General features: G+C 69.0%; 23 protein-coding genes and 2 pseudogenes. 12 read left to right on the forward strand and 13 right to left on the reverse strand.

The genetic code is table 11. The annotated features are described in order from the left end of the window. The first annotated feature begins 30 nt into the window (after positions 1 to 30). Entirely contained in the window at positions 31 to 816 is a 786-nt protein-coding gene (locus OG226_RS41725; protein WP_329351973.1) for an SDR family NAD(P)-dependent oxidoreductase, read from the forward strand. A 50-nt stretch (positions 817 to 866) separates the two neighbouring features. Further along, positions 867 to 1,454, forward strand: coding sequence for a hypothetical protein (locus OG226_RS41730; RefSeq protein ID WP_329351974.1), 588 nt, complete (start codon positions 867 to 869; stop codon positions 1,452 to 1,454). On the opposite strand, the gene OG226_RS41735 is transcribed toward OG226_RS41730, so the two are convergent. The 3 genes from OG226_RS41735 to OG226_RS41745 all read right to left on the reverse strand — a co-directional run bounded on the left by OG226_RS41735 (position 1,417) and on the right by OG226_RS41745 (position 5,863). Further along, positions 1,417 to 3,075 carry a sodium:solute symporter family transporter gene (locus OG226_RS41735; protein ID WP_329351975.1) on the reverse strand — a complete coding sequence of 553 codons (1,659 nt, stop codon included), beginning with the start codon at positions 3,073 to 3,075 and terminating at the stop codon, positions 1,417 to 1,419. The two genes, OG226_RS41730 and OG226_RS41735, sit on opposite strands and share 38 nt — an antisense overlap. After that, positions 3,072 to 3,437, reverse strand: a complete 366-nt coding sequence (locus OG226_RS41740; protein WP_329351976.1) for a hypothetical protein — start codon at positions 3,435 to 3,437, stop codon at positions 3,072 to 3,074. Before OG226_RS41740 ends, OG226_RS41735 begins: the two co-directional genes overlap by 4 nt. A gap of 377 nt (positions 3,438 to 3,814) precedes the next feature. Next, entirely contained in the window at positions 3,815 to 5,863 is a 2,049-nt protein-coding gene (locus OG226_RS41745) for a streptophobe family protein (protein WP_329351977.1), read from the reverse strand. Positions 5,864 to 6,052: 189 nt separating this feature from the next. Here OG226_RS41745 and OG226_RS41750 point away from each other — a divergent pair, with 189 nt between their 5' ends. The 5 genes from OG226_RS41750 (at position 6,053) to OG226_RS41770 (ending at position 12,572) form a co-directional block, all read left to right on the forward strand. Further along, positions 6,053 to 6,469, forward strand: coding sequence for a hypothetical protein (locus OG226_RS41750; RefSeq protein WP_329351978.1), 417 nt, complete (start codon positions 6,053 to 6,055; stop codon positions 6,467 to 6,469). A 198-nt stretch (positions 6,470 to 6,667) separates the two neighbouring features. Further along, on the forward strand, positions 6,668 to 7,975 hold the full coding sequence (locus OG226_RS41755; RefSeq protein ID WP_329351979.1) for a bifunctional glycosyltransferase family 2/GtrA family protein: 1,308 nt from the start codon (positions 6,668 to 6,670) through the stop codon (positions 7,973 to 7,975). Between the two features lie 19 nt (positions 7,976 to 7,994). Further along, positions 7,995 to 10,265 carry an ArnT family glycosyltransferase gene (locus tag OG226_RS41760; protein ID WP_329351980.1) on the forward strand — a complete coding sequence of 757 codons (2,271 nt, stop codon included), beginning with the start codon at positions 7,995 to 7,997 and terminating at the stop codon, positions 10,263 to 10,265. Between the two features lie 28 nt (positions 10,266 to 10,293). Next, the gene (locus tag OG226_RS41765; protein ID WP_329351981.1) at positions 10,294 to 11,037 is read left to right on the forward strand and encodes a response regulator transcription factor; all 744 of its coding nucleotides are present in this window, start codon (positions 10,294 to 10,296) and stop codon (positions 11,035 to 11,037) included. Continuing rightward, on the forward strand, positions 11,034 to 12,572 hold the full coding sequence (locus OG226_RS41770) for a sensor histidine kinase (protein ID WP_329351982.1): 1,539 nt from the start codon (positions 11,034 to 11,036) through the stop codon (positions 12,570 to 12,572). Before OG226_RS41765 ends, OG226_RS41770 begins: the two co-directional genes overlap by 4 nt. Positions 12,573 to 12,682: 110 nt before the next feature. Here the strand turns inward: OG226_RS41770 and OG226_RS41775 are convergent, their stop codons facing one another. Beyond that, a complete protein-coding gene (locus OG226_RS41775; RefSeq protein WP_329351983.1) occupies positions 12,683 to 13,279 on the reverse strand; it encodes a TetR/AcrR family transcriptional regulator in 597 nt (198 codons plus the stop codon). Positions 13,280 to 13,381: 102 nt separating this feature from the next. Between OG226_RS41775 and OG226_RS41780 the strand changes: the two genes are divergently transcribed. Beyond that, entirely contained in the window at positions 13,382 to 14,455 is a 1,074-nt protein-coding gene (locus OG226_RS41780; protein WP_329351984.1) for an alpha/beta hydrolase family protein, read from the forward strand. Positions 14,456 to 14,512: 57 nt separating this feature from the next. Here OG226_RS41780 and OG226_RS41785 read toward each other — a convergent pair whose 3' ends face one another. From OG226_RS41785 to OG226_RS41815, 7 genes are all read right to left on the reverse strand, one after another. Continuing rightward, positions 14,513 to 15,754, reverse strand: coding sequence for an MFS transporter (locus OG226_RS41785; RefSeq protein WP_329351985.1), 1,242 nt, complete (start codon positions 15,752 to 15,754; stop codon positions 14,513 to 14,515). Beyond that, positions 15,751 to 17,064 (reverse strand): amidohydrolase family protein, encoded by a 1,314-nt coding sequence (locus tag OG226_RS41790; RefSeq protein ID WP_329351986.1) that lies wholly within the window; start codon positions 17,062 to 17,064, stop codon positions 15,751 to 15,753. The genes OG226_RS41785 and OG226_RS41790 overlap by 4 nt, the downstream gene beginning before the upstream one ends. After that, positions 17,061 to 17,375 (reverse strand): hypothetical protein, encoded by a 315-nt coding sequence (locus OG226_RS41795; RefSeq protein WP_329351987.1) that lies wholly within the window; start codon positions 17,373 to 17,375, stop codon positions 17,061 to 17,063. Before OG226_RS41795 ends, OG226_RS41790 begins: the two co-directional genes overlap by 4 nt. Before the next feature lie 310 nt (positions 17,376 to 17,685). Next, positions 17,686 to 19,260, reverse strand: coding sequence for an MFS transporter (locus OG226_RS41800; protein WP_329351988.1), 1,575 nt, complete (start codon positions 19,258 to 19,260; stop codon positions 17,686 to 17,688). Between the two features lie 11 nt (positions 19,261 to 19,271). Then, positions 19,272 to 20,321, reverse strand: a complete 1,050-nt coding sequence (locus OG226_RS41805; protein ID WP_329351989.1) for an amidohydrolase family protein — start codon at positions 20,319 to 20,321, stop codon at positions 19,272 to 19,274. Between the two features lie 277 nt (positions 20,322 to 20,598). Next, positions 20,599 to 21,387, reverse strand: coding sequence for a 2-keto-4-pentenoate hydratase (locus OG226_RS41810; protein ID WP_329351990.1), 789 nt, complete (start codon positions 21,385 to 21,387; stop codon positions 20,599 to 20,601). Further along, complete coding sequence (locus tag OG226_RS41815) at positions 21,384 to 22,016, reverse strand: TetR/AcrR family transcriptional regulator (RefSeq protein ID WP_329351991.1); 633 nt, start codon at positions 22,014 to 22,016, stop codon at positions 21,384 to 21,386. The genes OG226_RS41810 and OG226_RS41815 overlap by 4 nt, the downstream gene beginning before the upstream one ends. An 87-nt stretch (positions 22,017 to 22,103) precedes the next feature. Here OG226_RS41815 and OG226_RS41820 point away from each other — a divergent pair. The 3 genes and pseudogenes from OG226_RS41820 to OG226_RS41830 all read left to right on the forward strand — a co-directional run. Then, positions 22,104 to 23,297 (forward strand): annotated as a pseudogene (locus tag OG226_RS41820) (bifunctional 3-(3-hydroxy-phenyl)propionate/3-hydroxycinnamic acid hydroxylase); the annotation flags it as partial. A 381-nt stretch (positions 23,298 to 23,678) separates the two neighbouring features. Continuing rightward, positions 23,679 to 24,551 carry an alpha/beta fold hydrolase gene (locus tag OG226_RS41825; protein ID WP_329353668.1) on the forward strand — a complete coding sequence of 291 codons (873 nt, stop codon included), beginning with the start codon at positions 23,679 to 23,681 and terminating at the stop codon, positions 24,549 to 24,551. Further along, positions 24,548 to 25,570, forward strand: a complete 1,023-nt coding sequence (locus OG226_RS41830; RefSeq protein WP_329351992.1) for a VOC family protein — start codon at positions 24,548 to 24,550, stop codon at positions 25,568 to 25,570. Before OG226_RS41825 ends, OG226_RS41830 begins: the two co-directional genes overlap by 4 nt. A 185-nt stretch (positions 25,571 to 25,755) precedes the next feature. On the opposite strand, the gene OG226_RS41835 is transcribed toward OG226_RS41830, so the two are convergent. After that, positions 25,756 to 25,929: a hypothetical protein gene (locus OG226_RS41835; RefSeq protein WP_329353760.1), complete on the reverse strand. Its 174-nt coding sequence runs from the start codon at positions 25,927 to 25,929 to the stop codon at positions 25,756 to 25,758. Between OG226_RS41835 and OG226_RS41840 the strand changes: the two genes are divergently transcribed. Then, positions 25,849 to 26,424 (forward strand): LmeA family phospholipid-binding protein, encoded by a 576-nt coding sequence (locus OG226_RS41840; RefSeq protein WP_329353670.1) that lies wholly within the window; start codon positions 25,849 to 25,851, stop codon positions 26,422 to 26,424. The two genes, OG226_RS41835 and OG226_RS41840, sit on opposite strands and share 81 nt — an antisense overlap. Positions 26,425 to 26,460: 36 nt before the next feature. Here OG226_RS41840 and OG226_RS41845 read toward each other — a convergent pair. Then, positions 26,461 to 26,745, reverse strand: a pseudogene (locus OG226_RS41845) (IclR family transcriptional regulator domain-containing protein); the annotation flags it as partial. Positions 26,746 to 26,855: the final 110 nt, after the last annotated feature.

The following is a 26,855-nucleotide window of genomic DNA, read 5'->3' on the forward strand; positions in this document are numbered from 1 at the left end:
GGAACATAGGACATTTTGGGAGGTTGGTCGATGCCCTTCATCGGACTGTCGGGACGAGTGGCCGTTGTAACGGGTGCGGGTAGTGGCATCGGGGCGGCAACGGCCCGTCGGCTCGCCGCTGAAGGATGCCCGGTGGCTCTCGTCGACCGCGACGAGTCCGCGGCTCGGGCCGTGGCGAACGAGTGCGACGGCGAGACCCTTGTAGTACGCGCGGACGTCTCGGATGAGGCGGACACCTCCGCGTATATGGCCGCGGTCGCGGCCCGCTTCGGTCATGTGGACCTGATCCACCTCAATGCGGGGATCTCCGGCCCGTTCGGTTCCTTCGTGGCCACGGACGCGACCGACTACGACCGAGTCATCACGATCAACCAACGCGGTGTGTTTCTGGGGCTTCGTGAAGCCCTGCGCTATTTCCGGGACGCGGACCGCCCTGGAGCGGTGGTCGTCACGAGTTCCCTGGCCGGGCTGCGTGCCAGTGCCGCCATCGTGCCGTACACGGCGAGCAAGCATGCCGTGATCGGCCTTGCCAGAAGTGCGGCCATTGAGGGCGCGCCTCATGGCGTACGGGTGAATGTGGTGGCACCCGGCCGTATCGAAACCCCGTTGCAGAGCCACGCCCTGGACGCCTTGGACGACCCGGATGCTGAGTGGTCGCTGCGCACCCACAGCCCGCTCGGCCGCATGGGTACGGCGGACGAGGTGGCTGCTCTGGTCGCCTTCCTGCTGAGCGACGAGGCGCCCTTCATCACGGGCGGAGTGCACGTCATCGACGGTGGGGTCGACGTCAGCGACCCCATGCGGATACAGGCGTGAACGACTCGGCCCGATCCGCCCATCGAATCATCGGCGAAAGGACAACCGCCATGGACGTTTTCGACGTACGTAACGTCGTCAAAGAACCCGACGCCCTGCTCGCGGTGACCGAGAACCCCCGGCATCGCGCGATTCTGCTGAACTTCCGCCGGCACGCGCTGCTTGAGGTGACCGGCCGTTGGCGGGAGATCCTTCATCCGGACATGGTGGTGGAGGAGCCGTTCTACCGGATCAACGAAAACGGCGCCTCCCTGCATCTGCGCGGCAAGGACGAGATCGGCCGCTTCTACTCCGGCCTCACGGAAGCGGGACTCAACGTTTTCGGCCCGATCAGCGAGAACATCGCTGTGGCCGACTGGGGCCTGGCCATCGAGTCCTACTTCGGCAACCACGTACCCGGCCGGGTGCTCGCCGAGCAGGGCGAGGACATCGACGACCTCGACGCCTACTACCAGTTGACCCACTACATGGCGTCCTTCTGGCCGTACGACGCCGACGTCCGACTGATCGGGGAACACATCTACGAGGACGTGGCCAGCAGACGCATCGAGAAGATGGACCCGGCTGACGTCATCACACCCGCGCGATCACGGGAACTGCTCACTCCGTTGCTCGACGCTCAGCCGTGGGCAGCCTAGATGTGGTCGCGTCGGCCCGCAGGTCGGTGAGCAGGATTGTGTCGGTGACGGACGCGTTCTGTGCCGGGTACCTGTGGATACGGCGGCGCCCCGCCAGGCTGCCGGCCCAGCCCAGCAGGAAGGCGGCAGGGACGGAGATCAGAGCGGGGGTGCTGTGCTCGAACCAAGCGAAGTCGGCGTTTGGGAAGAACGCCTGAGGGCTGCCGGAGACCGAGGGTGCGAGCGCCTGCAGCCCCACCGTCAGGATGGTTCCGCCATACACGGCCCATAGCAGGCCCGTACGGTTGAAGCGGTCCCAGTAGAAGGAGTAGAGGAGGGCCGGGGCAATAGTCGACGCGGCCAGGGACAGGGCGAGTTGGGCGAGGAAGGCGGCGGAGCGTCCCTGCGCCAGTACGGCGAGCAGGATGCCGAGGCTGCCGAAGAGCAGGACGGCGACGCGCGCCACCAGCAGTTCACGCGGTGGGCTAGACCGCCTGCCCTGGGCGAGGTGGCGGTACAGGTCTCGGGTCAGGGCGCCGGCCGCCGCCAGAGTGGTGCCACCGACGACGGCGAGCACGCTGAGAAAGACCGCGCAGGCGAGCGCGGTGAACAGAACCCGGCCCACTCCTCCTTCCAGGCTGTGCACCAGAAGTATCAGGGAGTCGTCCCCGCTGGGGTTGGCGTCGAGGATGGACCGAGCGCCGACTCGTGCCGCTGCCCCCATCCCCAGAATGACCACGGTGACGCACACGAGGGCGACGACGCCGGTCGCGTAGCGGACGGAGCGCCGTGCTGTGGCGGTGTCTTTCGACGCGGAGACGCGGTTGAGGACGTGGGGCATGCAGGCGCCTCCGAGGATGGTCATGATCTGACCTGCGACGAAGTCCAGACGCGGTGTTGCTCCAGTCTCGAAGAGACCGCCGGAACTCAGGTATCGGCCGGGGCGGGTGCTGTGCGCGTCCGCGGCGGCCAGGAGGGCTCCGAAGTCTCCGTGGAAGAGGCGGACCACGGCCAGTGAGGCCATGGTCATGGCCCCGAGCGTGATGGTCGCGGCGAGTACCTGTACGACGCTGATCCCCTTGGCGCCGCTGAGCATGCCGCAGGTGACCACCAGACCTCCGATCAGCACGGTGCAGATCTTCTGGACCCCGAGGCCGGAGAATCCGAGCAGGGCCGCGGTGACGTTTCCCGCTGCGATGAGCTGAGCCACGAGGTAAGGAGCGGTGACCGCGAGGGTGGCCACCGCAGCGGCCACCCTCGCGGCCGTTCCCGGGGCCCGGAGTGAGAAGAGGTCGCCGAGTGTCTGGGAGCCGCTGAGCTGAACAGGCCGTGCCAGCAGAAGGAGGAAACCCAGCGACAGGACCACGTTCGTGGCCGTGGTGATGCCGTCGAAGCCGACAGTCGCCACGACACCGGTCACGGTGAGCAGCAGGGATGTGGAGATGTAGGTCTCGGCCAACGCCAGGCCGTTCTTCAGCGCTGCCCCCTGCCGGTCGCCGATGTAGAACTCCTTCGGAGTATCTCCGTCGAGACCGGCGAAGACCGAGCCGAAGAGGGCGATGGCCATGAACAGCATGAAGCACGTCAGGACCAGGACCTGAGGTTGACCAGCCGCCAGGAAGAAGGTGCTCTTGTGAGTCACCTTCCGCCCCGGAACTCTCCGGAGGACGTGGTCGACACGCTCTCCATCACGAGCGTGTTCTGCAGCGGATCCAGCAGCCGTGCACAGCGGCGGTCGAACCGGTGGGCCGTGGCGACCAGGACAACGGCCTGGAACAGGTACAACGACAGACCCAGGGTCACGGCGGTGTCGAACAGTCGAATGGCCAGCACGTCGCCAGGGGCCGCCCCGAGGGTGACCGTGACACCGAAGCACGCGGTGTTCGGCGCGAAGAAGGCCCAGTCAAGGCGCAGTTTCAGGCTGCGCGCTGAATCGGTCGGTGACTGGGCGGGGCCGTGACCGGAGCGCCTGTGGCTCTGGGACGGGTGAGGAGTGTCGTGCATGAGCTACCTCCACGTACTGGTCGGGCCTGTGCCGGCATGCGGCAGTTCTGGGCGCCGAACACGAGCTGTGAGGGAGCGCCCGGTGACCAAGGCGTAGCGGGGGAGCGCTGTCGTCGCGACGCAGGCCCGCAGCGTCGGCGCACGGTTCGGCATCGCCGACGATCTGCCGACGCAGGCGCTGACCCTACCGGAAGGCAACGCCGATGTCCTCTCTAGTGAGATCCTAGTTCTGTTATGCGGGACAATGATCTGTGGCTGAGACGGTGAGGCGTTCCTCGTGTGGGGATTGAGCGCGCCCTGGGGTTCGCCGGCTGGTTCGGGTGTGAGCCGCCACGGCCAAGGGCGGTAGGGAAGCCGGGGGAGTCGACGGGCCTGCGTCAGGGAGCGCGGTGGGCGACAGCCCGGCCCGTGCGCTTGGCCGTGCGTGTGGTCGGTTGGGCCGGCGTGCGGCGAGCGGAACGCAGCGTCTGCAGGCGGCTACCGGTGTACGCACATACGGCGGCCAGCGCGAATCCGGTGAATCCGGACAGGAGGACCGATGAGTCGAGCCCGGCCGTAATGCCTCCCATCTCGCTGCCCATGGCGCTCATGTCGATCCGCACCGATCCCTGCGCCGCCAGGCACAGCAACAGCGTCGTGGCGGCGACCGCGGCCCCGGTGCGAAGAGCGAGCTCCACGTGGCGACCCAGCAGCGCGTCGGCTTCCGTGCGTGCCGTACGCACCGGTGTACGGATTGCTGTCAGGTAGCCCGTGAATGTCAAGAGGCACAGCAGGCTGATCAGGCTGATCAGCCAGAACGGCAGCCCGGCTCCGGACCAGCCGCCGACGTCGATGGAGCGGTCCACGCCGCCGCCTCCCAGAGGTGTTCCAGTGCCCCCGAATCCGCCTGCCGCGGCCGATCCTGCTCCGGAATCACTGCTGGCGTCGCCGCCGAGCGCGCCCATCATGCCGCTGCCTTCGCCCTGTTGTTGCTGTATTGCTCCCTGCCAGGAGGAGCCCAGGCCGGAGGTGAGCGCCACGGCCAGCAGGTTGGGGCCGACCAGTAGCAGCGCGCCCGCCGCCTTGGCCGCCTGGGGCGGGCCGATCAGCGCGGCCCCTGCGGCCAGGGCACCCAAGGCCAGGGGGATGCAGCACAGTGCGGTGAAGGTCCCGGCGAGCACGGATGTGACGGGATGCCACTTCCGACGCAGGCGGCTGAGGGCGAGAGGACGAGGCAGCATCGTACGCCGGGCTGCCAGGCACCCGATCCCGAGAATGAGGACCACCCACAGAAATGCGAAGAAGGCGGTGGACGCGACGTCGGTCTGGAAGCCCACTGAGGTCAGACTGCCCATCGGAATGCCGCCGCTGGTGCCCGAACCTCCGGGTATGCCACCGCCAGACCCCCCGGCCCCCGTCCCCATGCTCTGCGTCAAGCCTTCGGGGACATGCACCGTGCCGCGGCCTAGTGCCGCCGAGGCCGTGAAGAGGAGCAGGGTTGCGGCCAGCGCCCCGCCGCATCGGGCCCACAGCCGGTCTGGCGTCGGTCTGCGTCGGCGGTGCAGAGGCCGGAAGAAGCCGACCGCGAGGACCACTGTTCCCAGGAACGTCAGGGTCAGTGGCACCGCCGACACCTGGCCTCCCAGTTCGAGGGTGAGACCGCCGCTGGACGAGTCGCCCAGTGCCCCGGCCTGACCTGTGCCGTTGCCGGCCGAGCCGGACGCGAGACTGATGCGGCCGCCGACGGCCATACTTACCAACGCCGGGGCCAGTCGGGACAACGGGGTACTTTCCTGGGCTCCAAGCGCGAGCGACGCGATGGCCCCGCAGGCGGACATCACCATTACCGCGGCGGTGACAGCGAGCCCGCCTTCGAGGGCGTGGCGTCCGACCCCACCGGACGGTCGGGGTGTCGGCGAAGACGAAGCGGGCATCAGATTGTTCCTCCGAAGACAGGAGACCGGCTCGTGGCCATGGCGAACGGCTCCTGACGGGTCAGTGCGCAGTGAGGCGCCGCATGACAGCCCTCGTTCATGAGAGGTGACCGGCACCGAAGTGGCGCAGAGCCTGGCAGCCCCTGCTGACCGTTTCGCGGGAGATCCGTGGGAGATGGCTGAGAAGGCAGGCGTTGTATGGCTCGGAAGGACAGCGCGAACCGCGGCCGGACCTCGGTGTCGTGTCGCGGTAGTGGTCGCAGCGGAAGGCGGTGATGTGGCTGGCCTGGGCGTGTGGTGCGGCTCGGCTCTGGCTCTGCCCGGCGGAACGTGAGGTCTTGATCCCCTGTACTCGACACCCGGCCCGGTGAGGGCTTCGAGCTTCTCCTGACGTATGCGACGGAGACCGCTGCGGGAGATGCGGCAGATCCGGGAGACGCGCCGGTGTCGGTGAATCGATCTTGACGCGCCAAATTGTAATGGATATGTTGTATCCGAAAAATCTGAATTCATTTACTCCAAGAAACTCGACTCATTCGAGCCAAGAGGCACGGGAAGCGACGCGCGATGCTGCTACCCCTCGCTTCGGAGCCGTTTACGGCCCTCGGTGACCGCGACATGCTCCTGTCGGAGCGGTGGGAGCTCGTGCGCACGCACCGCACGTGCGCATTCGGCCATCGGCGTCGACACGACGGTCCGGCCATGTCGGTCGTGTTCTGCATCCCCGCTGATGACGATGAGTTGCTCGTGTCCGCGATGGCTGGGCGCGGCAAGCGGTGCGTCGTCCAGCGCGATGGCGAAGTCGGCCGCTGTGTCCTCGATGGGCGCTGGCCGTGCGCCTGTATGCAGGTGTACGCCGACGCGGTGATCGAACGGGGCCGCGACCTCGTGATCGACGTCACGAGGTCGGTGGGCGGGCGCATGTCGGGACAGCCGATGGGTGGCGAGGCCCGCCCGTTCGTCGAAGCCATGGCCAAGGAGGAGCCGGTCGTCATCCACTGTCGCCCCTGCGCCACCTCCGCCAGTCCGCCGCGCCACCTGCAGAGCAACGATCAGAAGGAAGAGATCAGCCGCTGGTTGTCGGGCTCCGTGCCGTGGGGTGCGGCTGACCATGCGTGACGGCGGGGGAGCGGCAAGTGCAGGCCGCGATGGTGACTCCCGGGGATGGCGCTGTTATCAGGCCATGAATATCTGACTCTCCGTCAGTTCTCGCTTTCCTCTCCTAGGTCTCCCAGGCGCGTGGGTGAGAGTCATGACCTGTTCGCGATCAAGGCAATGGAGTCGCCCCCCTCGTGTCCCTTCTCGTCTGAGGAAACCATGTCGCCCACCCCCCACAGCACGGGTCTCACCCACCCGCCCGGCCGGACCGTCGCCTTCCAGCCTCCGAGAGGGCCCGCGCGCGCCGACTCCGGCACGGCGACCGTGGAGATCGTCGTCCCGGTCTACAACGAGGAACGGGCCTTGCCCGGCTGCCTGCGTACCCTGCACGCCCGGTTGGCCGAGGAGTTCCCGTTCCCCTGGCGCATCACGGTCGCCGACAACGCCAGTACGGACGCGACGCTTGCCGTGGCTCACGGCTTGGCGGAAGAACTGCCCGGCGTCGATGTCGTGCACCTGGACCGCAAGGGCCGGGGCCTCGCCCTGCGCGTTGTGTGGGGTTGCAGCGACGCTGACGTCGTGGCCTACATGGACGTGGACCTGTCCACCGGCCTCGACGGGCTGCTGCCGCTCGTCGCCCCGCTGGCCACCGGGCACTCGGACATCGCGATCGGCAGCCGGCTGGCACCGGGTGCACGCACCGTGCGCGGGCCGCGTCGCGAGTTCATATCCCGCTGCTACAACGGGATCATCCGGCTCACCCATGGGGTGCGTTTCACCGACGCCCAGTGCGGATTCAAGGCCGCCCGTACGGAGGTGCTGCGGCCTTTGCTGAAGGTCACCCGTGACGACGCCTGGTTCTTCGACACCGAACTGTTGTTGCTCGCCGAGCACAACGGGCTGCGCGTCCACGAGGTGCCGGTCGACTGGGTGGAGGACGTCGACACCCGAGTGGACGTGGTGGGTACGGCCACCGACGACCTCAAGGGGCTGTGGCGGATGGCGCGGTTGAAGGCGTCCGGCGCCGCTCGCGTCGACCTGCCTCGCCGCCCCGCACCGGCCGCCGAGCACCCGGACGCCGTCCTGGCATCGCCCACGAGGCGCGGCGTGCTGTCGTGGGAGGTGGGCTGCTTCATCGCGATCGGTGTCGCCTCCACCGTCGGGCAGGCACTGCTGTACTGGCTGCTGCGCGGCTGGTGGCAGCCGGCGGTCGCCAACCTGATGTCGCTGCTGGTGCTGACGGTGCTGAACACCGAGGCGAACCGCCGCCTCACGTTCCGGCACGCGGACGCCCGGCCCGCGCGGGCCCACCTGGGCGCGGGCGGCCTGTTCGTGCTCGGCTACCTGGTCACCTCCGGCGCCGTGCTGTGGTTCAAACACGCCGATCCCGGCGCCTCGGCGGCTGCTGAAACCGCGGTGTTGGCCATCGCGTCCGTCGCGGTCACCGGCGTCCGCTTCGCCGTGCTGAGGCTGGCCGTCTTCCGTAGCACGGCCGCCGGACCCAAGCCCCGCCACCACGACGTCTGACGAGAGCTGATTTCCTTCCATGAACGAGTCATACCGGATCCAGTCGGTGGCGTCGGTCCCCAGCGGTCCCTCGGATCCCCCTGCCCGCTCCCTGCCTGCCTGGGCCGCACCGGCCGCGCTCGGCGCGATCCTGTTGCTGGCGACCGCGTTGTACGGCTGGGCGCTAGGGTCGTTGGACTGGGGCAACGGCTACTACTCCGCGGCGGTGAAGTCGATGGGGAAGAGCTGGACCAACTTCCTCTTCGGCGCCTACGACCCGGCCGGAGTCGTCACCGTCGACAAGCCGCCTGCCGCGCTGTGGCCCCAGGTCGTCAGCAGCAAGATCTTCGGGCTGCACGGATGGGCCCTGATCCTCCCGCAGATGATCGAAGGCGTGGCGACGGTGTTCGTACTCCACCGCACCGTGCGCCGATGGGCGGGGGAGGGAGCCGCGCTGCTCGCGGCCCTCGTGCTCACCCTCACCCCCATTACCGTGGCCATCAACCGGGACAACAACCCGGACACGCTGCTCGTCCTGTTGCTGGTGTCGGCGGCGTACGCGCTCACCCGCGCTCTGCGGGCCGAGGGCCGGGCGGCGACCTGGTGGCTGTGCGCGAGCGGGGTCCTGATCGGGTGCGGGTTCCTCACCAAAATGCTGGCCGCCTGGATGGTGGTCCCCTCGTTCGCCCTTGCCTGGCTCGTGGCGGGAAGCGGTGCCTGGGCTCCCCGCGTAGGGCGGTTGCTTGCCGCGGGGGCCGTCCTGGTGGCGTCATCGCTGTGGTGGGTCGCCATGGTTGCGCTGTGGCCGGGGGAGCGGCCTTACATCGGCGGCAGCACGGACGGCTCGGCATGGGACCTGGTGATCGGCTACAACGGGTTCGGCCGGATCTTCGGCTCCAGCGGAGGCTCGTCGCAGACGATGCCCGGTATGAGCGGCAGCTTCGGTGGTGAGGCCGGGCTCGGTCGGATGTTCAACACACAGATCGGCGGGCAGATCAGCTGGTTGCTGCCGGCCTGCGCCGTGGCTCTGGTTCTCGGGGCTGGATGCGCGGTGCTGCGCCGCCGTGGGCGACTGGCTCCGTCCGGTGTGCTGCCCGACTCGGGATGGCTGCTGTGGGGGTCATGGCTGATCGTGTGCGTGGCGGTGTTCTCCACGCAGAAGGGCATCTTCCACCCCTACTACACCACCCAGTTGGCTCCGGCGATCGCCGCACTGTGCGGTGGGATGCTCGCAGCCCTGATCCGTGTCCACCGGGCTGGACTGTCGTGGGCTCCCTGGGCCGGCGTGGCGGCCGTGACGGTGACGGTCGGCTGGGCGCTGGTTCTCGTCCGACGTAGTCCGGACTGGAACGGGTGGCTGGTCTGGCCAGTGCTGCTGACCGGCTGCGCGGCGATCGCGCTCCTGGTGGCCCGGCGCAGTGGACGGCTTCTCCTGGTGGGGGCGGCGGCTGCGGTGGTGTCGATGCTGGTGGTGCCAGGAGCGTGGGCGATGAGCGAGCCGGCCTCCTCGGGTTCGTCGAATCTGCTGGGTGGTACCAATCCGTCAGCCGGTCCGGCGACCGCACTGGGCTTTGGAGGCGGCGGTATACCGAGCCAGGGCTCTGGCGGAGGCCAGGGGTCATCGGGCCTGCCCTCCGGGATGCCGTCGGACATGCAGGGCTTCCCCGGTGGAGACACCGGTTCGGCACAGGGCGGGCTTCCCTCGGGAATGCCCTCCGGCATGCCCGGCTCCGGTGAGGGTGGTCTGCCGAGTGGTTTCCCCAGTGGCATGCCAGGCGTGTCCGGTGGTTCCGGCTCGGCTTCCGGCAGTGAGGAGTTGCCGTCCTTCCCGGGCGGCTCCGGCGGGAGCCGGAGCGGACTCGCTGGCTCCGGCGGCTCGGAGCTCACTTCCGACCAGCGCAAGATCCTCGACTACGCCGTGAAGCACGCTCGGAAGGCGCGGATCAAGCTCGCTGTGTCGGGCGGGGCCAACGCCACCAACGCGTTCATCCTGAACAGTGACGAGACGGTGATCGGCATGGGCGGCTTCCTCGGTTCCGACGACGCGCCGTCGGTCATCCAGCTCAAGAAGTGGACCAAGGACGGCGAGCTGCGGTACATCCTGGGATCGGACGACTCCAGCGGAGGCGCGATGCAGTTCCCGGGCGGTACGTCGGAAGGCCCGAGCAAGCAGCGCTCCGACTGGATCTCCAAAAACTGCACCAAGGTGTCCGCGTCGGCCTACGGAGGCAGCACCACGTCTCAGCAGAACGCCGGCAGTGCGGCGCTCTTCGGCGGCAGCACCGTGCTGTACGACTGCGCCGCACGGTGAACAGCGACAGAACGGACCGCACAACACGATGAATGAGCAGCCCTCTGACAGGCAGCGGTACAGGCTCCTCGTGGTCGAGGACGAACCCAGTATCCGCACCCTGTTGGAGTCCACCCTCCGTCTCACTGGATACGAGGTGAGCGGAGCGGAGGATGGTCGGTCCGCCCTCGTCGAGATCGAACGGCGGGAACCGCACCTGGTGCTGCTCGATGTGATGCTCCCCGACCTGGACGGCTTCGAGGTCACACAACGGCTGCGGGCGGCCGGGAACGGCGTACCCGTGCTGTTCCTGACCGCCCGTATCGACGTCGACGACCGGATCAAGGGCCTGAGCTCAGGCGGCGACGACTACGTGACGAAGCCGTTCAACATCGAGGAGGTGCTGCTGCGTATCGAGGCCATCCTGCGCCGCACTGCTGCCCAGGGAACGGAACTCCTCCTTCCGGAGACTGTGCTGGGCTACGCGGACCTCGAACTCGACGAGGGGGCGCACGAGGTGCACCGCGCAGGGCGCTACGTTCCGCTGTCGCCGACCGAGTTCAAGCTCCTTGCCTATCTGATGGCCAACCCGGGCCGGGTGCTGAGCAGGGCCCAGATCCTCGATCACGTATGGAGCTACGACTTCTCCGGGGACGCCCGCATCGTCGAGACGTACGTCAGGTACCTGCGCAAGAAGATCGACTGCTTCGAACCGCCGCTTATCCATACGGTGCGCGGAGTCGGCTACTGCCTGCGGCTGCCACGCGGGGCGGGCGAGGCGGCGGACCAGTGAAACCGTTGCTTCCCCGACCGCCCGCATCCCTGCGTCGGCGCCTGATCCTGGGCGCCACCGCGCTGGCGACGGTCGCGGTCATCGTCTCCCAGGTCTTCGGCTTCACGGTGCTTCGCTCGTGGCTGCTGGACCGCGTCGACCAGCAGCTCGCCGACTTCCACCCTCCTGCCCCTGCTTACTTCGACGCGAGTAAAGGGGGTATTCCCAGCGGACGGCTCGGCGTCCTGCCCTCGGACTTCCGCGTCTATTTCTACGATGCCTCCGGTCTCCGTACGGACGCGTCGCTCGGTGCCGATGACACGCCGGGGCCGCGGATCGCGGATTCTGTGGCGGGGCTCGGTCTGCGGGACGGTCACCCGGCGACCGTGGATGCCGTCAGCGGCGGCAACCGGTGGCGGGTGTTGCTGAGCTCCGGTCCTGGCGACATGCACGCCGTGGTGGCGCTGCCGCTGGATACGGTCGACGGCGCCACCTCCAAGATCCTCTGGCTCAACGCCGTGCTGCTCGTCATCACAGTCGCCGCTCTGCTCGCACTGGGCCGCTGGGTCGTACGGCTCGGCCTGCTCCCGCTGACCCGCATGGAGCGCACCGCCGAGCGCATCAGCGCGGGGCAGCTCGATCTGCGGCTCCCCGACACCGATCCGCGGACCGAGATCGGGCGGCTCGGCCGGGTTCTGAACTCCATGCTGGAGCGGCTGCGCCAGGCGCTCGGGGAGCGGGAGGCGTCCGAAGCGCGCATGCGGCGGTTCGTCGCCGACGCCGGACACGAACTGCGCACTCCGCTCACCGCCATCCAGGGCTACGCACAGCTCACACTGCGCCGTGAACGCCTGTCGGCCGACGAACAGAGCGAGGCCTATCAGCTCATCGCACAGAACGCGGAGCGCATGGGCCTCCTCGTGGACGACCTCCAACTCCTCGCCCAGTTGGACAGAGAACCGTCGTACGCGAGCGACCCGGTGGACCTGCTCTCCCTGGCGGCGGACGCCGTTGGGACCGCCGCCCTGCATGGGGCGGGCCATCCGGTCGACCTGGGCCCGCTGCCGGGCCCGGTGGGCAGCGGTGAACTGGACGTGGTCGAAGCCAGCGGCGATCCCCACCGGCTCAGACAGATCGTCGAGAACCTGCTCTCCAACGCCCGCCTGCACACCCCGTCCGGCACTCCGGTCCATGTCAGGGTGGGCGAGACCCGGGTCAGCGCGGACACCTGCGGAGCGGATCGCCCGGGACGCATCAGCGCGTCGCCACCCCTGCCGCCCGGCACGCCCGTCGCCGTCGTCGAAGTAGCGGACGAAGGGCCCGGACTGGCCGCTCGGAACGCCGAGCACGTCTTCGAGCGCTTCTACCGTGTCGACACCTCCCGCTCCCGTGCCCACGGTGGCAGCGGCCTGGGCCTCTCCATCGCCGCCGTGATCGCCGAGGGCCATGGCGGCCGACTGGAGCTCGACACCGCGCCGGGCAAGGGGTGCACCTTCCGTCTCGTTCTCCCCGTGCAGCCTCCGGACGGTCGGTCCGTCGGCACGTCATTCCGATGACCGCCGACGTGCCGTCTGCCCGAGATCGTCCAGGCCACGGACGTCTCGCCGCGCATGGGCACCACAAGGAGCGCTCGGTGCAGGTTGCCGGCCGAGCGAGCGCGGAATGGCTACCCGCCCCCGTTCACCAGCCCGTTCATCAAAAGGTCGACGATCCGCTCCATGTACTGGCCGTCGACCGGCCGACGGGTGAGCAGTACCTGGAAGTGGACCGGCGCGAGGAGTACCTCGAACACGAGATGTGCGTCAGGGGCTGTCACCAATTCACCGCGCGCGACGGCGCGGTCGATCACGACGCCGGCCGAGTCCAGCCGCGTGTTCCAGAACTCATCGCGCAGCCGCGCGAGATCGGGGCTGTCGTCCGTGGCCGCCATCGCGCGGATCAGAGTCGCACCGAGCGGCGAGTTCACCATCCGGACCATGGATGTGGCGTACGCGGTCAGATCGGCGCGCAGGGATCCGGTGTCGGGTACCGGGAGCGCCTGCTCGCTGTGGGCCAGGAGGGCAGCCACGATCAGGCCTTCCCGCGTCCTCCACCGGCGGTAGATCGAGGTCTCGTGCACATCTGCGCGGGCCGCCACGTCGGCGATGCTCAGCTTCTCGGCCCCGTGTTCCGCCAGCAGGGCCAGGGCCGCATCCAGCACCGCCACCCGGACGCGTGCCGAACGGCCTCCGGTACGGCGCTGAATCTCATGATGGTCGCTCACCTGAGCAGGGTAACTCAAGTTTCTTGCGTTAATTATCCAGGCTGATTACGGTGCTTAAAGCAGATGTCTTGCGTTAAGGCAATGGGAAGTAGGTGTGCGCGTATGCCCTACCGGTGGAAGGTCGCTCCCGAGGAACTGTTCGTCGAGCGATACCGGCAAATGGTGAGCGGCGGCCTGTCGGTCGAGGATGTCGACTCGGTCCGATTGGCGGTCGCCGAAATGTGGCCCGACCGGCCGGGCGGATGGGCGTACGAGTGGGCACGGCTGGCCGCCGGGCACGCCGAGCGCGGCCGGCACCGACTCGCGGCGCTCGCCTACGGGTGGGCGAAATTCCCCGCACTGGCCGACGATGCGAAGCGCACCGCCCTGGAGCGGCAGCTCGAGCAGTACCTGCTTGCCGCTCCCGGCCTCGAGGTTGCGTTCGAGCGCCGTATGGTCGACGTGCCCCAAGTGGCCCAAGTGGAGGGGGTCACCGTCCTGCCCGTGCACCTGCTCACCCCGCGGGGCTGGTCCGGTGACACCCCGATCCTGCTCGCCAGTGGGGGAGTGGACACCTGGAAAATGGACTTCCACGCGCTCTTCGAGGCCATCGTCCTGCGCACCGGCATGGGCGTGCTGGCCTTCGACATACCTGGCACCGGTGAATGCCCGGGCCCCCTGAACTCGGAGGACGGCGCCGATCTCGTGCGCGTACTGGCGGCCGAGGCTCGAGTGCTGGGCAATGGGCGCGTCCTGCATCTGGGCATATCCATGGGCGGGCACTTCTCGGCCTGCTCGGGTCTGGCCGGTGACGTCGACGCGGCGATCGTCATCGGCGGTCCCGTCGAGGCGGCCTTCGCCCCAGGCCGGACCTTCGCCTTCGGCATGGACGGCATCGTCGGCAACGCATTGGGGTTCGACCACGAACCGACTCCTGCGGAACTGGCCCAGAGCTGGCCCTCTTTCGACCTGCGCCCGCTGATCGACCTCGACGCCAACGTGCCAATGCTCGTGATCAACGGCGCCGACGACGTCCACGTTCCTCAGGAGGACACCCTTGTCTTCGGTGGCCGTCGGGACACGGAAGTACATCTGCTTCCCGACACCGGACACTGTGCTGTTTCCCGGCTGCCCCAGGTGCTCCAGCTGATGTTCGAGTGGATCGAACGTGACCGGCTGTCGACTGTCGGCAGCTGACGCGAACAGTGGCGTTCGAGGCGGCTGCCCGTGCCGGCGCGGTCAGCGCCCCGTCCTTCAGTGTTCACGTCGTCCCCGACGTAGTGCCACCAGCGCGCTTATGGCCAACAGGGTCACCGCCACGCCGAAGCTGATCCCGGCAGTTCGAAGCCCCACCGCGTCGGCTGCAAGCCCGACGCCCACCACGGGCACGGAGATCGCGACGTAGAGCACTGTGAAGTACGTGGAGGCGACCTCCGCCCGCTGCCCACTGGGCGCTTCGGCGTTGATCGCGGCCAGTCCCGCGCGGAAGCTCACCCCCTGTCCCAGTCCGGCCGTCACGGCGGCGCCCAGCAGGAGCACCAGCGATCCGGCGGCGAGTCCCGCGATCAGCAGGGCCATGCCCGCGATCAGTAGACCGCACCCGGCGGGCAGGGCCGCTCGGCCCAGTGGTCGTACGAGCGTGATCTGACCGATGGCCGAGGCGGCGAACACCGTGCAGACCACGGAACCCGACAGCGCGGGATCGGGCAGGTGGAGCAACTTCCCCAGGAACGACGGTGCGACCGCCGTGAACAGCCCGAGCACCGAGAAGCCGGCGAAACCGGCGATCGACGCCCGTAGGAAGGTGGCCCGTACCTGTTCGGGCACTCTCGGGCGGGTCAAGCACAGCCGCAGCCGCCCGGTGACCTCGACCGGCTCCGGCATCAGCCATACGCCTGCCGCGGCCACGGCGAGCATCCCTAGGTGTACCTCGAACGGCAACCGCAGTGGAGCCGGGGCGAATTGGGCGAGCAGCCCGGACAAAAGCGGTCCCGCTCCCAGACCACCCATGTTCGCCACCGTGGCCACCAGGGTGGCACGTTCCCCCGCGTCCTCGTCGGCCAGGTCGACCAGTGTGGCGGTCGCGGTGCCGGTGAAGATGCCCGCGGACAGACCCGAGAGCACGCGGCCGGTGATCAGCAGGGGCAAGCTGTCCGCAGCCAGGAACATCAGCGCGCTGAGTATGGCGAACACGAGTCCGGGCAGCAGCGAGCGCCGCCGTCCGATGACGTCCGAGACCCGTCCGAACAGCACCAGAGCGGTCAGGACCCCCACCGCGTACGCGGCGAAGATCACTGTGCTCATGAGGGTCGAGAAGCCCAGCCGATGCTGGTAGAGCGTGTACAGCGGGGTCGGCAGGGTGGTGCCCAGCATCGTCACTGCGAAGGCCAGGGCCACCAGCCAGAACGTCGCACCCCGGGGTACGGCCGGTCGGCGTGGGCGCTTGCTGCCGGGTGGGCGCCCGAGTGTCGCGGTCAGTCGGGTGCGCGTTCTCACGTAGCGTCCATCGAGTGGAGGAGCCGCTCGCCCGAGTCCAGCAGCCGGTCCTTGATCTCGGCGAGGCCGCAGTCGAGCAGGGTGTGGTCGCGTTTGCGCCAGCGGCCGGCGACCATGACGGCTTCGATGTTCGCGATGTCGGAGTGCAGGGCAGCGGCGATCGGGTTGTGGGCGGGCCACAGGTTGAGGGCACGGGTGTCGACGGCGACCAGGTCGGCCTGCATGCCCGGCTCGATGCGGCCGACCTGGTCGGCCAGGCCGAGTGCCTTTGCTCCTTCCACGGTGGCCCACGCCAGGGCCTGCTTGGCGGTGACCGACGGCGCCTTGGCGTGTGTGCCGGTGTTCTTCCGGTGGCGGGCGTGATCCAGGCCGCGCTGGTGGGCGAGGGCGATACGGGCGGCGGTGAGGACCTGGCCGGGTACGACGGTGTCGATGTCGGTGCCGAGAGAGGGGGCGGCGCCGAGGCGCAGCAGGGAGCCGGTGACGGGGGTGCCGTGGCCCTGGCCCAGTTCGTTCTCGGGTGTACTGGTGAAGGTGACGCCAGCCTCGACGAGCGACCTGACCCAGTTGTCGGGCAGGTCGGAACCGTGCACGACGTTGGTGCGGGGGCTGAACAGCCCGGCGGTGCGTAGGGCGTCCCAGCCGGGCGCGAGCTCCCCGCCGCTCTGGTGGAGGGATACGACAAGATCACGTTCGGTTGCGGCCCGGAAGTCGGCCACCGCGGTGTCGGGGGAAGAGTACTGCGGTCCTTGGACGGCCATGCCGAGAGTGAGGAGGGCATGGTCGCGGACGGGCCCGTCCAGCAGGCGGTCGATCTCGGCGAGCGGATGGGGCAGGTCCGGATCCCGGTAGGGGGTGCCGTGCAGGAAGACGGCACGGATACCGGCCCGCACGAGCCCTTCGACGGCGGCGTCGGCGTGCTGGGCCGTCAGGCTGTTGTGGCACCAGTCGCCGAGCGTGGTGGTACCGCAGTTGATCTGGTTCAGCGCGCCGGCGAGATTGCTGACGTACATGTCGTCGGGCGTGTAGTGCCGCACGACGCCCCCGTGCAGGTGGGTGAGGTACTCCATGAGCGTCCAGTCGACGCCCACGGCACGTAGTCCGGTCTGCCAGGTGTGCAGATGGGCGTTTACCAGGCCGGGGATGATCACACGGCCGGTGAGGTCGACGATTTCGGCGTCCGGCGCGTCCAGGTTCTCGCCGATCGCGGCGACACGCTCGCCGTCGACAAGGACGTCGACGCGCTCGGCGTCGGGCTGGCCCGGCGCCATGGTGACAACGCGCGCGCCACGCAGCAGTACGCGGCTCATCCGACGGTTCCTGTCGTGAGCGAGGCTTCTGACACGGTGCGGCTCCCTGCGGCAGCCGTCATCGCATGGACTGCGGTGCGGGTGCTGGTGAGAAAGCCCTCGGTCGCGACGTGGCCGATGCAGCCGCCGCGACGGCCGACGTCGTAGGACGACGGCAGCAGGGCCGTCACCCCTTCGAAGTGGTGCAGGCACGAGGCACTGCCGTGCAGCGGCACGGCCGTGGGCTTAGGTCCGGTGCGTGCGTAGCGGACTTCCAGGTCTCCGATGGCTGCGAACAGTGAGCCGGACTGGGGTTCGGGCCAGATGTTCATATCGGTTACAGTGTTGCCGTTATCGGTCGCCTGTCAAGCGGGCGGACTTTCCACAGGTCGGGAAGGTGTAGTCGGATGCGGGCGATGAGGTCGGCGACATATGTTCCCCTGCGCCTCTGTGCGCGGGGCCGCCGGCGGACAGTCTTGTTTCGTGTGCGTGGCATGAGCTCAGTACGACGTCATCCCGCTGTCCGGCGCACTGGTTGCTCTGCCGGTGGGGACGTGGCCGGCCACGACATCCACTCCGCCGGCGGTGTGGTCCGCCGGCAAGGCGAGCAGGCCCGGGGTCTTGTGAAGTGTCCGGGGGTGCTCAGTCCGAGGAAGGCGGTGTTTTCGGGGCGCGGAACAGGCATCCGATCGCGGCGGCGAGGACGATGACGCCGACGGCGATCAAGGAGGCGGACAGCCCGTCCATGAAAGCGGACTTGACGCCGTCGGCCAGGGCGGGGCCCCGCGCACCGAGGTGTTCGGCGACGTTCAGGCCGGCGGCGGCCGAGTCGCGTACCGATTCGGCGGTGTGGGCGGGGAGGCGGTCGACGGTGCCGGGGAGGTTGGAGCGGTAGTGGCTGCCGTAGATGGAGCCCATGAGGGCGATGCCGACGGCCGAGCCGACCTCACGGGTGGTGTCGTTCATGGCGGAGGCAACGCCCTGCTGGCCCCGGCCGAGCGAGCCGGTGATGGCCGAGGTGCCCACCGCGCCGGACAGTCCGATGCCGAACCCGGCCAGGACGAGCCCGCCGAGGAAAGGCAGGTAGCCGGAGCCGACGTCGAGCCGGGCGATCACGAGCAGACCGGCTGCGAGGAGAAGGAGTCCCGTCGCCATGACGGCCTTCATGCCCAGGCGGCGTACCAGGTGAGGGGTGGCTTGGGAGGTGGGCAGGACGACCACGGCGACGGGGATGAGGGCGATGGCCGCCTTGAGGGGGCTGTAGCCGAGGATGAGCTGTAGATACTGCAGGCCGACGAAGAAGAAGCCGAAGACGGCCATGAACTGCACGAGTACGGTGATGACGCCGGCGCGGAATCCGGGGATGCCGAACAGGGCGGGGTCGAGCAGCGGATGTTCGTGCCGGAGACCGAGCCAGGCGTAGGTGGCGAACGCCAGCACGGTGACGGCCAGGGCGCCGATCACGGCGGGTTCGCTCCAGCCCTGTTCGTTGCCCTCGATGATGGCGAAGACCAGTGTGCCGATGCCCAATGCGGTGGACACCGCTCCGGGCACGTCGGGTGGGGAGGGGTGCTCGTCCTTGGTGTTAGGCGCCAGGGCGACGGCGGCGAGGCCTGCGAACAGGGCGACGACGGCACTCGCAACGAATAGCGAGCGCCAGGAGAACCACTCCAGCAGGGCGCCCGCCGCGAGCATACCGAGGATGGCGCCGGCGGCGGCGAACCCGGACCAGACGGCCACACCCTTGGCGCGTTGTCGCGCGGGGAAGGCGGCCGTGATGGTCGACAGGGTGCCTGGCATGATCATCGCCGCGCCCAGGCCCATGACGACCCGCCACACGATCAGCGTGGTGGTGGAGTCGGCGAAGGAGGCGGCCAGCGAGGCCGCTCCGAAGACCACGGTGCCCGCGACGAGGATATGACGGCGGCCGATCCGGTCGCCGATCGCGCCGAGCGGGAGGACGAGGGCGGCAAGGGCGACGGTGTAGCCGTCGGCGATCCAGGTCAGCGAGGTGTTGGACGCAGACAGGTCGATGGAGAGGTCGGGCAGGGCCAGGTTGAGGGCGGAGACGGACGCGACGACCAGGACCAGGGACAGACACATGGCGACCAGCACGCCCTGGTGGCCGGCCCGGCCGGTCGCGACCGCGACTTCGCCGTCCTCGTCTCGATCGATCATGGGGTCGGTGCCGGGGTCGGGGACTGGGGTTGCAGACATGGTGTCCTGTTTCAGTTGGTGCCGGGCTGGACGAGTTTGAAGACGAAGCGGGCGGCGGCGCGCTGGGCGGTCTGCCGCAGGCGTATCGCGGCCGGCCGGACCGGGACCGGTGCGGGAGCGCCGGAGGACAGACGGGGGAAGAGCGCCTCGGCGTTGGTGTGGTTGACCGCCTTGAGCGGGCTGGGCTGGAGGAAGGCGTCGAGGCCGTTGGTGAAGTACTGGCCGGCGGGGGTGGGGGCGAAGGGCCAGTCGCTGCCGAACAGGACATGCCCGGGGCGGGCGAAGGCGAGCAGGGTGGGCAGAGCGGCGGGGCTGGAGGACAGGGCGGTGTCGAAGTAGAGGGAGCGGAAGTCGTCCAGTACGTCCAGTGGGCTGCGCCCTGTGTCGTTGGCGATGGTGACGGCCATACGGTGGGAGGCGTACGGGACGAAGCCGCCGGCGTGGCTGAGGATGAACCGGACGCCCGGGTAGCGCCGGACGATGCCGTTACGGACGAGCAGGTAGGCGGCCCGAGTGGTGTCGAGGAGGAAGTCGGCGGCGAAGGGCGGGATGCCGTCGACCGGGGGAGCGGGCAGTTCGGCGGGATGGACGAATGCCACGGCACCGCGCTCGTCCAGGGCACGCCACAGAGGTTCCTGGCCGTCGGTGCCGAGGTAGGTGCCCCGGTTGTTGGCGAGCAGCGTGACGCCGTCCGCCCGCAGGTCGTCCAGTGCCCGAACGGCCTCGGCGGCGGAGTCGGCGGCGTCCGGCATGGGAAGGGTGGCGAAGAAGCCGAAGCGGCCGGGACGGTCGCTGGTCAAGGCCGCCGAATGGTCATTGAGGCGGCGCGCCAGATCGGTGGCCGTCTCCTGGTCGGCAAGGAAACCGGCCCCCGGTGTGGAGACGGACAGGATGGCCGTGCGGGTACCCAGCAGGTCCATCAGCTCCAGCGCCGACTCGGCAGACCAGTTGGGCAGGGGCCGGCCGCCGGCCTCTCCGATACCCGCCTTGGTGAGCTCGTCGCGGTAGAACGCGGGCACAATGTGCTGATGGACGTCGATGCGCTGTGCCGAGAGGGTCATTGAGCGGCCTTTCGTGAGCGTGCGCGGACTACGGCTTCGTCGACGTGCTCTTCGCTGCACGCTGCTTGCCGCTCCGCGCCGCCGGTCGGCGTCGGGAGCAGGGTAGGGCGTTGTCGTCGTCGGAAACGCCAACGGCTCCGGTGTGGCGCGCAGAAGCGGTAAGCGGTGGTGTGGAGGGAATGAATGCGAAGTGCCCGTCGGAGCGGAGGACCGAGACAGGGGATCTCGTGCCGTGCTGCTGCCGGACGCGGAAACAAGTCATGCGGTCGGCCGAGATTCAGACGAAGGACATCGACACCGGGCCCAGCACCCTGAAGCGTGCCTCGGCTTTCTGGCCGGCCTTTACGAAGGGAGCGATGGTCATGGCGCCGGACAGGACTACGTTCCCGGCCTCCAACTGCGCGCCGTGAGCGGCGAGGGTGTTGGCCAGCCACGCGACTGCGGCGGCCGGATGCCCCAGTACGGTCTCTCCGCTGCCCGTCGCGACGTGGTCGCCATCGAGGAACAGGTCGACGGTGACCGCGGCGAGATCGGGGGCGCGTTCGAAGGGCGTCCAGGCTCCGCAGACCAGTCCCGCGGAGCCGACGTTGTCGGCCACGGTGTCGGCCAGGGTGATCCGCCAGTCCCGGACCCGGCTATCGACGATCTCCAGTACGGGTGCGACCGCTTCGGTGGCCGTCAGCACGTCCAGGGCGCGGACACCGGGCCCGCGCAGCGGCCGGGCTAGTCGAAAACAGATCTCGGGCTGGACGCGCGGACTGCAGTACCGGGCCGTACGCACAGTGCCGCCGTCGCGATGGAGCGTGTCGTCCAGCAGATGGCCGTAGGCGGGCTCGTCGATGCCGGGGCGCGTGTGCATCGCGGCGGAGGTCGGTTCCACTTTGTATCCGACCAGGCGGGCGCCGGCTGCGAGACGTTGTGTGACGTTGTCCTGCTGGACGGCGTAGGCGTCGGCGAGGTCCAGAGCGGGCAGTAGGGCCGTCAGCGGATCGATCGGCGTTACGTGTTGCTCAGCCTCACGGAGCAGCCTGCCCGCTGCTTCCCGCTGCCCGGCGGTCGCGCTCACTGCGTGCCCCCCGTCGCCATGCGGAGTGCCGCCTCATGCACCAGCTGGGCGTGCAGCTCGAACATCGCCACCAGGTCGACGGTGTCCCCGTCGATCTCCCGAAGCACGAACAGGCCGTCCGCCCCTGCCACGGCATACGCGGCCAGCGTATGGAGCGCGCCCTCGTCCAGTTCCGGGAAGAGGGTCTGGGTGATCTCGATCATCTTCTGGCGAGCGGTCTTCCTGACCTGGAGGAAAACGGTCCGCCCCCGGGGCTCGTCGGGCCGCCGCTCCAGGGCGAGCATGAGGCCGAGGCGCAGGAAGTCGGGTGCGTCGATCAGTGACTTCGCCACGTTCGCGGCCATGACGGTGACTCTTTGCAGGGATGTGCCCGCTTCCTCCACCGGCAGCTCGACCGCGGCAAGCCAGGTATCGAAGCTGCGCTCGATGACCGCAGCGATCAGGTCGTCCTTGTCCTTGAAGTGCCAGTAGATCGAGCTGGCGGGCAGCCCGCACTTGGCGCTAACGGCTGCGATGGACGTGCCCTCGTACCCCCGTTCGCCCGCGATCTCCACCGTGGCGTCGAGGATGCGCTGCCGCGACTCCACGCCGTTCGCGCGCTTCTTGCGTGTCGCCTGGGGCCTGGTCATGGGGTCTTCCCTCCTGTCGCGCCGGCCCTTGACCGTGTCCGGCGCCAGGATTACCGTAGCATTCATTCCAATTGGAGTGAACGCTACATGAAGCCAAGAGCCGCGACAGAACGACAGCGAGGTGGCCTGGTGGAAGAGATACCGGCCGGGGACGACACGTACGACGTGGCAGTGATCGGCTACGGACCCACAGGAGTGACGGCAGCGAACCTGCTGGGCGCGATGGGGCTGAAGGTCGTCGCCCTCGATCGCGACGCCGAGATCTTCTCGCGCGCCCGGGCCATCTCCACCGACGAGGAGGTCATGCGGATCTGGCAGCACGCGGGCCTGGCCGAACGGCTCAAGCAGGACATGCTGACCGAGCGGCCCGTCGACTTCGTCGACGCGCACGGCCGCCCCTTCCTCAGCGCGCGGCCCACACCGCGCGGCCACGGCCATCCGCCGCAGATGTTCATCTACCAGCCGGTGCTGGAGCAGGTCCTGCGGGACGGCGTCGACGGCTACCCGAACGTGCGGGTGCTGCTGGGGCACGAGTGCCTGCGCCTGCACCAGGACGCCGCCGGCGTGGAGCTGACGCTCGTCGGTACGGACGACGACACCGTCCACCGGCTGCGTGCCACCTACGTCATCGCGGCCGACGGCGGCTCCAGCCTCACCCGCGCCCAGCTCAACATCGGCTACGAGGGCACGACGTACGAGGACCGCTGGGTGGTCATCGACACCAGGATGCTCAAGCCCTGGCCCGACCACGACAGACTGCGCTTTCACTGCGATCCGGCCCGCCCCGCCGTGGACTGCCCGACCCCGCTCGGTCACCACCGCTGGGAGTTCCCCATCCTCCCCGGTGACGACGAGAAGCAGCTGACCACCCAAGACGCCGTGTACCGGCTGGTCGCGCACTACGGGATCAGTCGGGACAGCGTCGAGGTCGTGCGGGTCACCGTCTACAGCCACCACGTCCGCCTCGCCTCCCGCTTCCGTGCCGGCCGGGTCTTCCTCGCCGGCGACGCCGCCCACGCCATGCCGCCGTGGATCGGCCAGGGCATGGCCGCCGGAGTGCGCGACGTCGCCAACCTCTGCTGGAAACTCGGCGCCGTGCTGCGCGGCGAACTGCCCGAAGGGGTCCTCGACAGCTACGAGACCGAACGCAAACCGCACGTCAAGGAGATCACCAAGCGTGCGGTGTTCGTCGGCCGCATCATCACCGAACGCCGTCCGGCGGTCGCTCGCGTCCGCGACCGCGCCCTGCGGGCCCGGCCTCCAGGCCCGCCCCCGCACCAAGGCGTCCGGCCACCAGGTACCCCAGCCCTGGGTGACCGGGCCGGACGGCACACGTCTGCGTCTCGACGATGCCCTCGGCGGACGCTGGCTGCTCCTGCAAGCCCGTACGGCTGTCTCCCAGCCGGGTTGGGACCGGCTGGGAGTGCCCTCGCTGACCGTCACACCGGCCGGCTCCCGGCCGGCCGAGGGCACGCTCGTCGACAGCGACGGCGTCCTACTGCCCTGGATGACCGCCCGCCGCGTGGCCTGCCTCGCTCTGCGCCCCGACGCCTACGTCTACGCCGCCGCGCCAACCGGCAGCCCGCTTCCCCCTCCACCGACCGGCTTCGCTCCGGCCGCCACCCCTCGCCCGACCGCGACCACCGCCCAGTGAGGTACGACATGACGACACCGACCGGTTTGCCGACGCTCCAGGAGACGACGTACGACACAGCCGGAAGGAAGATCTTCGTCGCGGAGACGGGCGACGGCCCGCCGGTGCTGCTGCTGCACGGCGGCGGCCCCGGCGCCTCCGGTGTCTCCAACTACGCCCGCAACATCGCCGACCTGGCCAAGGAGTACCGGGTCATCGTGCCCGACCTGCCCGGCTACGGCCGCAGCACCAAGGGCGTTGACCCAACCGACCCCTTCGGCCATCTCGCAGACGGTATCCGCGGACTGCTGGACGAACTCGGCCTGGACAAGGCCCACCTGGTCGGCAATTCCTACGGCGGGGCCTGCGCCCTGCGCCTGGCGCTGGACACCCCCGACCGGGTCGACCGCATGGTGCTGATGGGGCCCGGAGGTGTCGGTACCACCCGCGCCGTGCCCACAGCGGGGCTGAACAACCTGCTGAACTACTACACCGGTGACGGGCCGTCCCGGCTGAAGCTGGAGAGGTTCATCCGCAACTACCTGGTCTTCAACGCCGCCGACGTCCCCGACTCCGCCATTGACGAGCGCTACCGGGCCAGCATCGACCCCGAGGTCGTCGCGGCACCACCCCTCAGGCGTCCCTCCGGTCCAGGCGTGCTGCGGACCCTGTGGAAGATGGATTTCACCCGCGACCCACGCCTGCGCCGACTGCCCGTGCCCACCCTGGTGCTGTGGGGTGCCAAGGACCAGGTCAACCGGCCCTCCGGCGGACGCCTGCTGGCCGAGCGGCTGCCCGACTGCGATCTGTACCAGGTCGCCAACACCGGCCACTGGGTGCAGTTCGAACGCGCCGAACTGTTCAACCGCCTGTGCGCCGACTTCCTGGCAGGCCGGCGATGACCGCGCATGACGGGCACGACGCCCCGTCCGTCTTCGGCGCCGTCCACCTCGGTTACGTCGTCATCGAGACCAACCGCTTCACCGACTGGCGCCGCTTCGGCACCGACGCCATCGGCATGCACCACGATGCCCTCACCCCCGAGCTGATGCGCTTCCGCCTCGACGACCAGGAGTGTCGCTTCCTGCTGCGCCGCGGTCCCGCCGAGGACGTCGTCGCCATCGGCTGGCACCTCGACGACCACGCCACCTTCGAGCAGATCGAGGCCCGCGTCCGCGCCCACGGTGTACCCCTCGCCGTCGGCACCGACGAAGAAGCCGCCCTGCGAGGCGTCGAACGCCTGCTGCGCTTCCCCGGCCCCAAAGGCATGACCCAGGAGATCTACACCAGCCCGGTGAAGTCTGCCGAGCCCCTGCGCATGCTCGCCTCCGGCTTCGTCACTGGCGACTCCGGCATGGGCCACGTCGCACTGACCTCCACCAGGCCGACGCAGATCCGCGGCTACTTCAACACTGTCTTCGACGCCCGCCTGACCGACTACATCGACGAGACCATCAGCGGTGTCAAGCTCAAGATCCGTTTCCTGCGGGTCAACGAACGTCACCACTCCATCGCTGTGGCGGCCACCCGCGGCCTGCCGATCGACCCGGTCCCCACCCGTGTCCAGCACCTCAACATCCAGACGGCCACCCTCGACGACGTCGCCCAGAGCTACCGGCGCGTACACGAACTCGGCTTCGACATGGCTCTGTCCGTCGGCCAGCACACCAACGACCGTGAACTCTCCTACTACGCCCGCACCCCGTCCGGATTCGAGTGGGAAGTCGGCTGGAATCCCGTCCTCATCGACGAAGCGACATGGGAGCCCAGCACCCACCAGGGCATCAGCGTCTGGGGCCACCTCCCGGTCGGACAGACCATCGTCGAAAAGCTCGCCCAGTTCCGGGCCGGCGCCCGCTCCCTGGCCCGTCCGGAGAACACCGTGCCCGCGCTCAGCGGCTCCGGCATCGCCGACGACTGACAGACCTCACGCCGCCGTCCGCGGTGGGCGCGCGGAGAACCCTGCGCCGGAGCGGCACCTCGACGCGGGAGAGCCATGCACCGATCACAGCAAGACGTGGTTCCCGAGGGGCGGACTTGGCACTCGGACAAGGCAGCTGCCATCGCGCCTACCCGACGACGCGGAGCCGGATACTGGTCGCCGTGTCACTGGCAGCGCTGCTGATGGGTGCCGTCGCCGTGGACCGCGGAGCCGCAGACCGCGTGGAGGGCCGCACTGTCCAGGCCTTCCAGGAGGGCATGGGAACGTCCGAGCGGCCTGCCGTGCATGTCACCGGCCTTCCCGTCCTGACCCAGTTGGCGGAAGGCACTCCGCGACACGTCGACATCACGGCCCACGACCCACCCGCGCAAGGGACGATCCGGTCCCTGCCGGTCACCAAGCTGACCGTGGACCTCGACGAGTTGAAAGTGTCGGGAAGCGCCGACGAAGCCGACGCAGGCAGCGTCGAGGCGACCGCGTACCTGTCGTACGAAGATCTGTCGGACGCGCTCGACGTGGGCATCTCCCGAGGCGACGGAGAAGACCGGGTCAACGTGCGGAGCGGCCTGCCGCTCGCCGGCGACGTGAGCGTGGACGCCAGGGTGTCGGCGGCCACCGGTAACCGGATCGCCTTAAAGGATGTCCGTGTCACCGAAGGTGTCTTGTCCCCTGCCGTACGGGCGTTGCCCGTCCCTGCCCTTGAAGAGCCCGTACTCTTGCGGAACATTCAGGAGGGCCTGCGGTTGCGCTCGGTCACCACGACGGCGGAAGCGAACCGCGCCGACTTCACCGGTTGGGCGGTCACTTTCCGGCCCGACTCGCGCTCTGCTTGATGCCGATGGCCGGAAGGAAGCGAACCCCGAGCGTTCTCACACGTTCCTGCCGGAGCGCAGCACCCGTGACAGACCGAGGGCCGCCGTGCGCACAGCAGGTGCCAGCTGGGCCGGGTGGAACCGGGCCAGCGGCACGGCAACGGACAGGGCGGCCACGACTGTAGCTCCGTCGAAGACGGGCGAGGCGATGCAACTGACGCCGAGGGCCGCTTCCTGCTCCTCGTAGGCGAGCCCGGACACTCTGGTCTGCTCGACTGCGGTGCGCAGGCGTGCCGGGTCGGTGATCGAGTAAGGCGTCAGCCGGGGCAGGGATTCCGCCAGCATCTTGTTGACCCGGCTTCAGCAACAGTTTCTGCGCGATGGCGTTGTCGAAGAACACCGCGGTGCCGCCGGAGCCGGAGGTGTTGTCGGTGCGGAAGATGCCGACGAGT

The organism is Streptomyces sp. NBC_01261, from assembly GCF_036226385.1.
Taxonomy (GTDB): domain Bacteria; phylum Actinomycetota; class Actinomycetes; order Streptomycetales; family Streptomycetaceae; genus Streptomyces.

Excerpts from the sequence above, each read along its gene's own strand:
- OG226_RS41725 (WP_329351973.1), top strand. The coding sequence starts at position 31 with ATGCCCTTCATCGGACTGTCGGGACGAGTGGCCGTTGTAACGGGTGCG.
- OG226_RS41730 (WP_329351974.1), top strand. The coding sequence starts at position 867 with ATGGACGTTTTCGACGTACGTAACGTCGTCAAAGAACCCGACGCCCTG.
- OG226_RS41740 (WP_329351976.1), bottom strand. The coding sequence starts at position 3,437 with ATGCACGACACTCCTCACCCGTCCCAGAGCCACAGGCGCTCCGGTCAC.
- OG226_RS41745 (WP_329351977.1), bottom strand. The coding sequence starts at position 5,863 with ATGAATTCAGATTTTTCGGATACAACATATCCATTACAATTTGGCGCG.
- OG226_RS41750 (WP_329351978.1), top strand. The coding sequence starts at position 6,053 with ATGTCGGTCGTGTTCTGCATCCCCGCTGATGACGATGAGTTGCTCGTG.
- OG226_RS41755 (WP_329351979.1), top strand. The coding sequence starts at position 6,668 with ATGTCGCCCACCCCCCACAGCACGGGTCTCACCCACCCGCCCGGCCGG.
- OG226_RS41760 (WP_329351980.1), top strand. The coding sequence starts at position 7,995 with ATGAACGAGTCATACCGGATCCAGTCGGTGGCGTCGGTCCCCAGCGGT.
- OG226_RS41765 (WP_329351981.1), top strand. The coding sequence starts at position 10,294 with ATGAATGAGCAGCCCTCTGACAGGCAGCGGTACAGGCTCCTCGTGGTC.
- OG226_RS41780 (WP_329351984.1), top strand. The coding sequence starts at position 13,382 with ATGCCCTACCGGTGGAAGGTCGCTCCCGAGGAACTGTTCGTCGAGCGA.
- OG226_RS41790 (WP_329351986.1), bottom strand. The coding sequence starts at position 17,064 with ATGAGCCGCGTACTGCTGCGTGGCGCGCGCGTTGTCACCATGGCGCCG.
- OG226_RS41795 (WP_329351987.1), bottom strand. The coding sequence starts at position 17,375 with ATGAACATCTGGCCCGAACCCCAGTCCGGCTCACTGTTCGCAGCCATC.
- OG226_RS41800 (WP_329351988.1), bottom strand. The coding sequence starts at position 19,260 with ATGTCTGCAACCCCAGTCCCCGACCCCGGCACCGACCCCATGATCGAT.
- OG226_RS41805 (WP_329351989.1), bottom strand. The coding sequence starts at position 20,321 with ATGACCCTCTCGGCACAGCGCATCGACGTCCATCAGCACATTGTGCCC.
- OG226_RS41815 (WP_329351991.1), bottom strand. The coding sequence starts at position 22,016 with ATGACCAGGCCCCAGGCGACACGCAAGAAGCGCGCGAACGGCGTGGAG.
- OG226_RS41825 (WP_329353668.1), top strand. The coding sequence starts at position 23,679 with ATGACGACACCGACCGGTTTGCCGACGCTCCAGGAGACGACGTACGAC.
- OG226_RS41830 (WP_329351992.1), top strand. The coding sequence starts at position 24,548 with ATGACCGCGCATGACGGGCACGACGCCCCGTCCGTCTTCGGCGCCGTC.
- OG226_RS41840 (WP_329353670.1), top strand. The coding sequence starts at position 25,849 with ATGGGAACGTCCGAGCGGCCTGCCGTGCATGTCACCGGCCTTCCCGTC.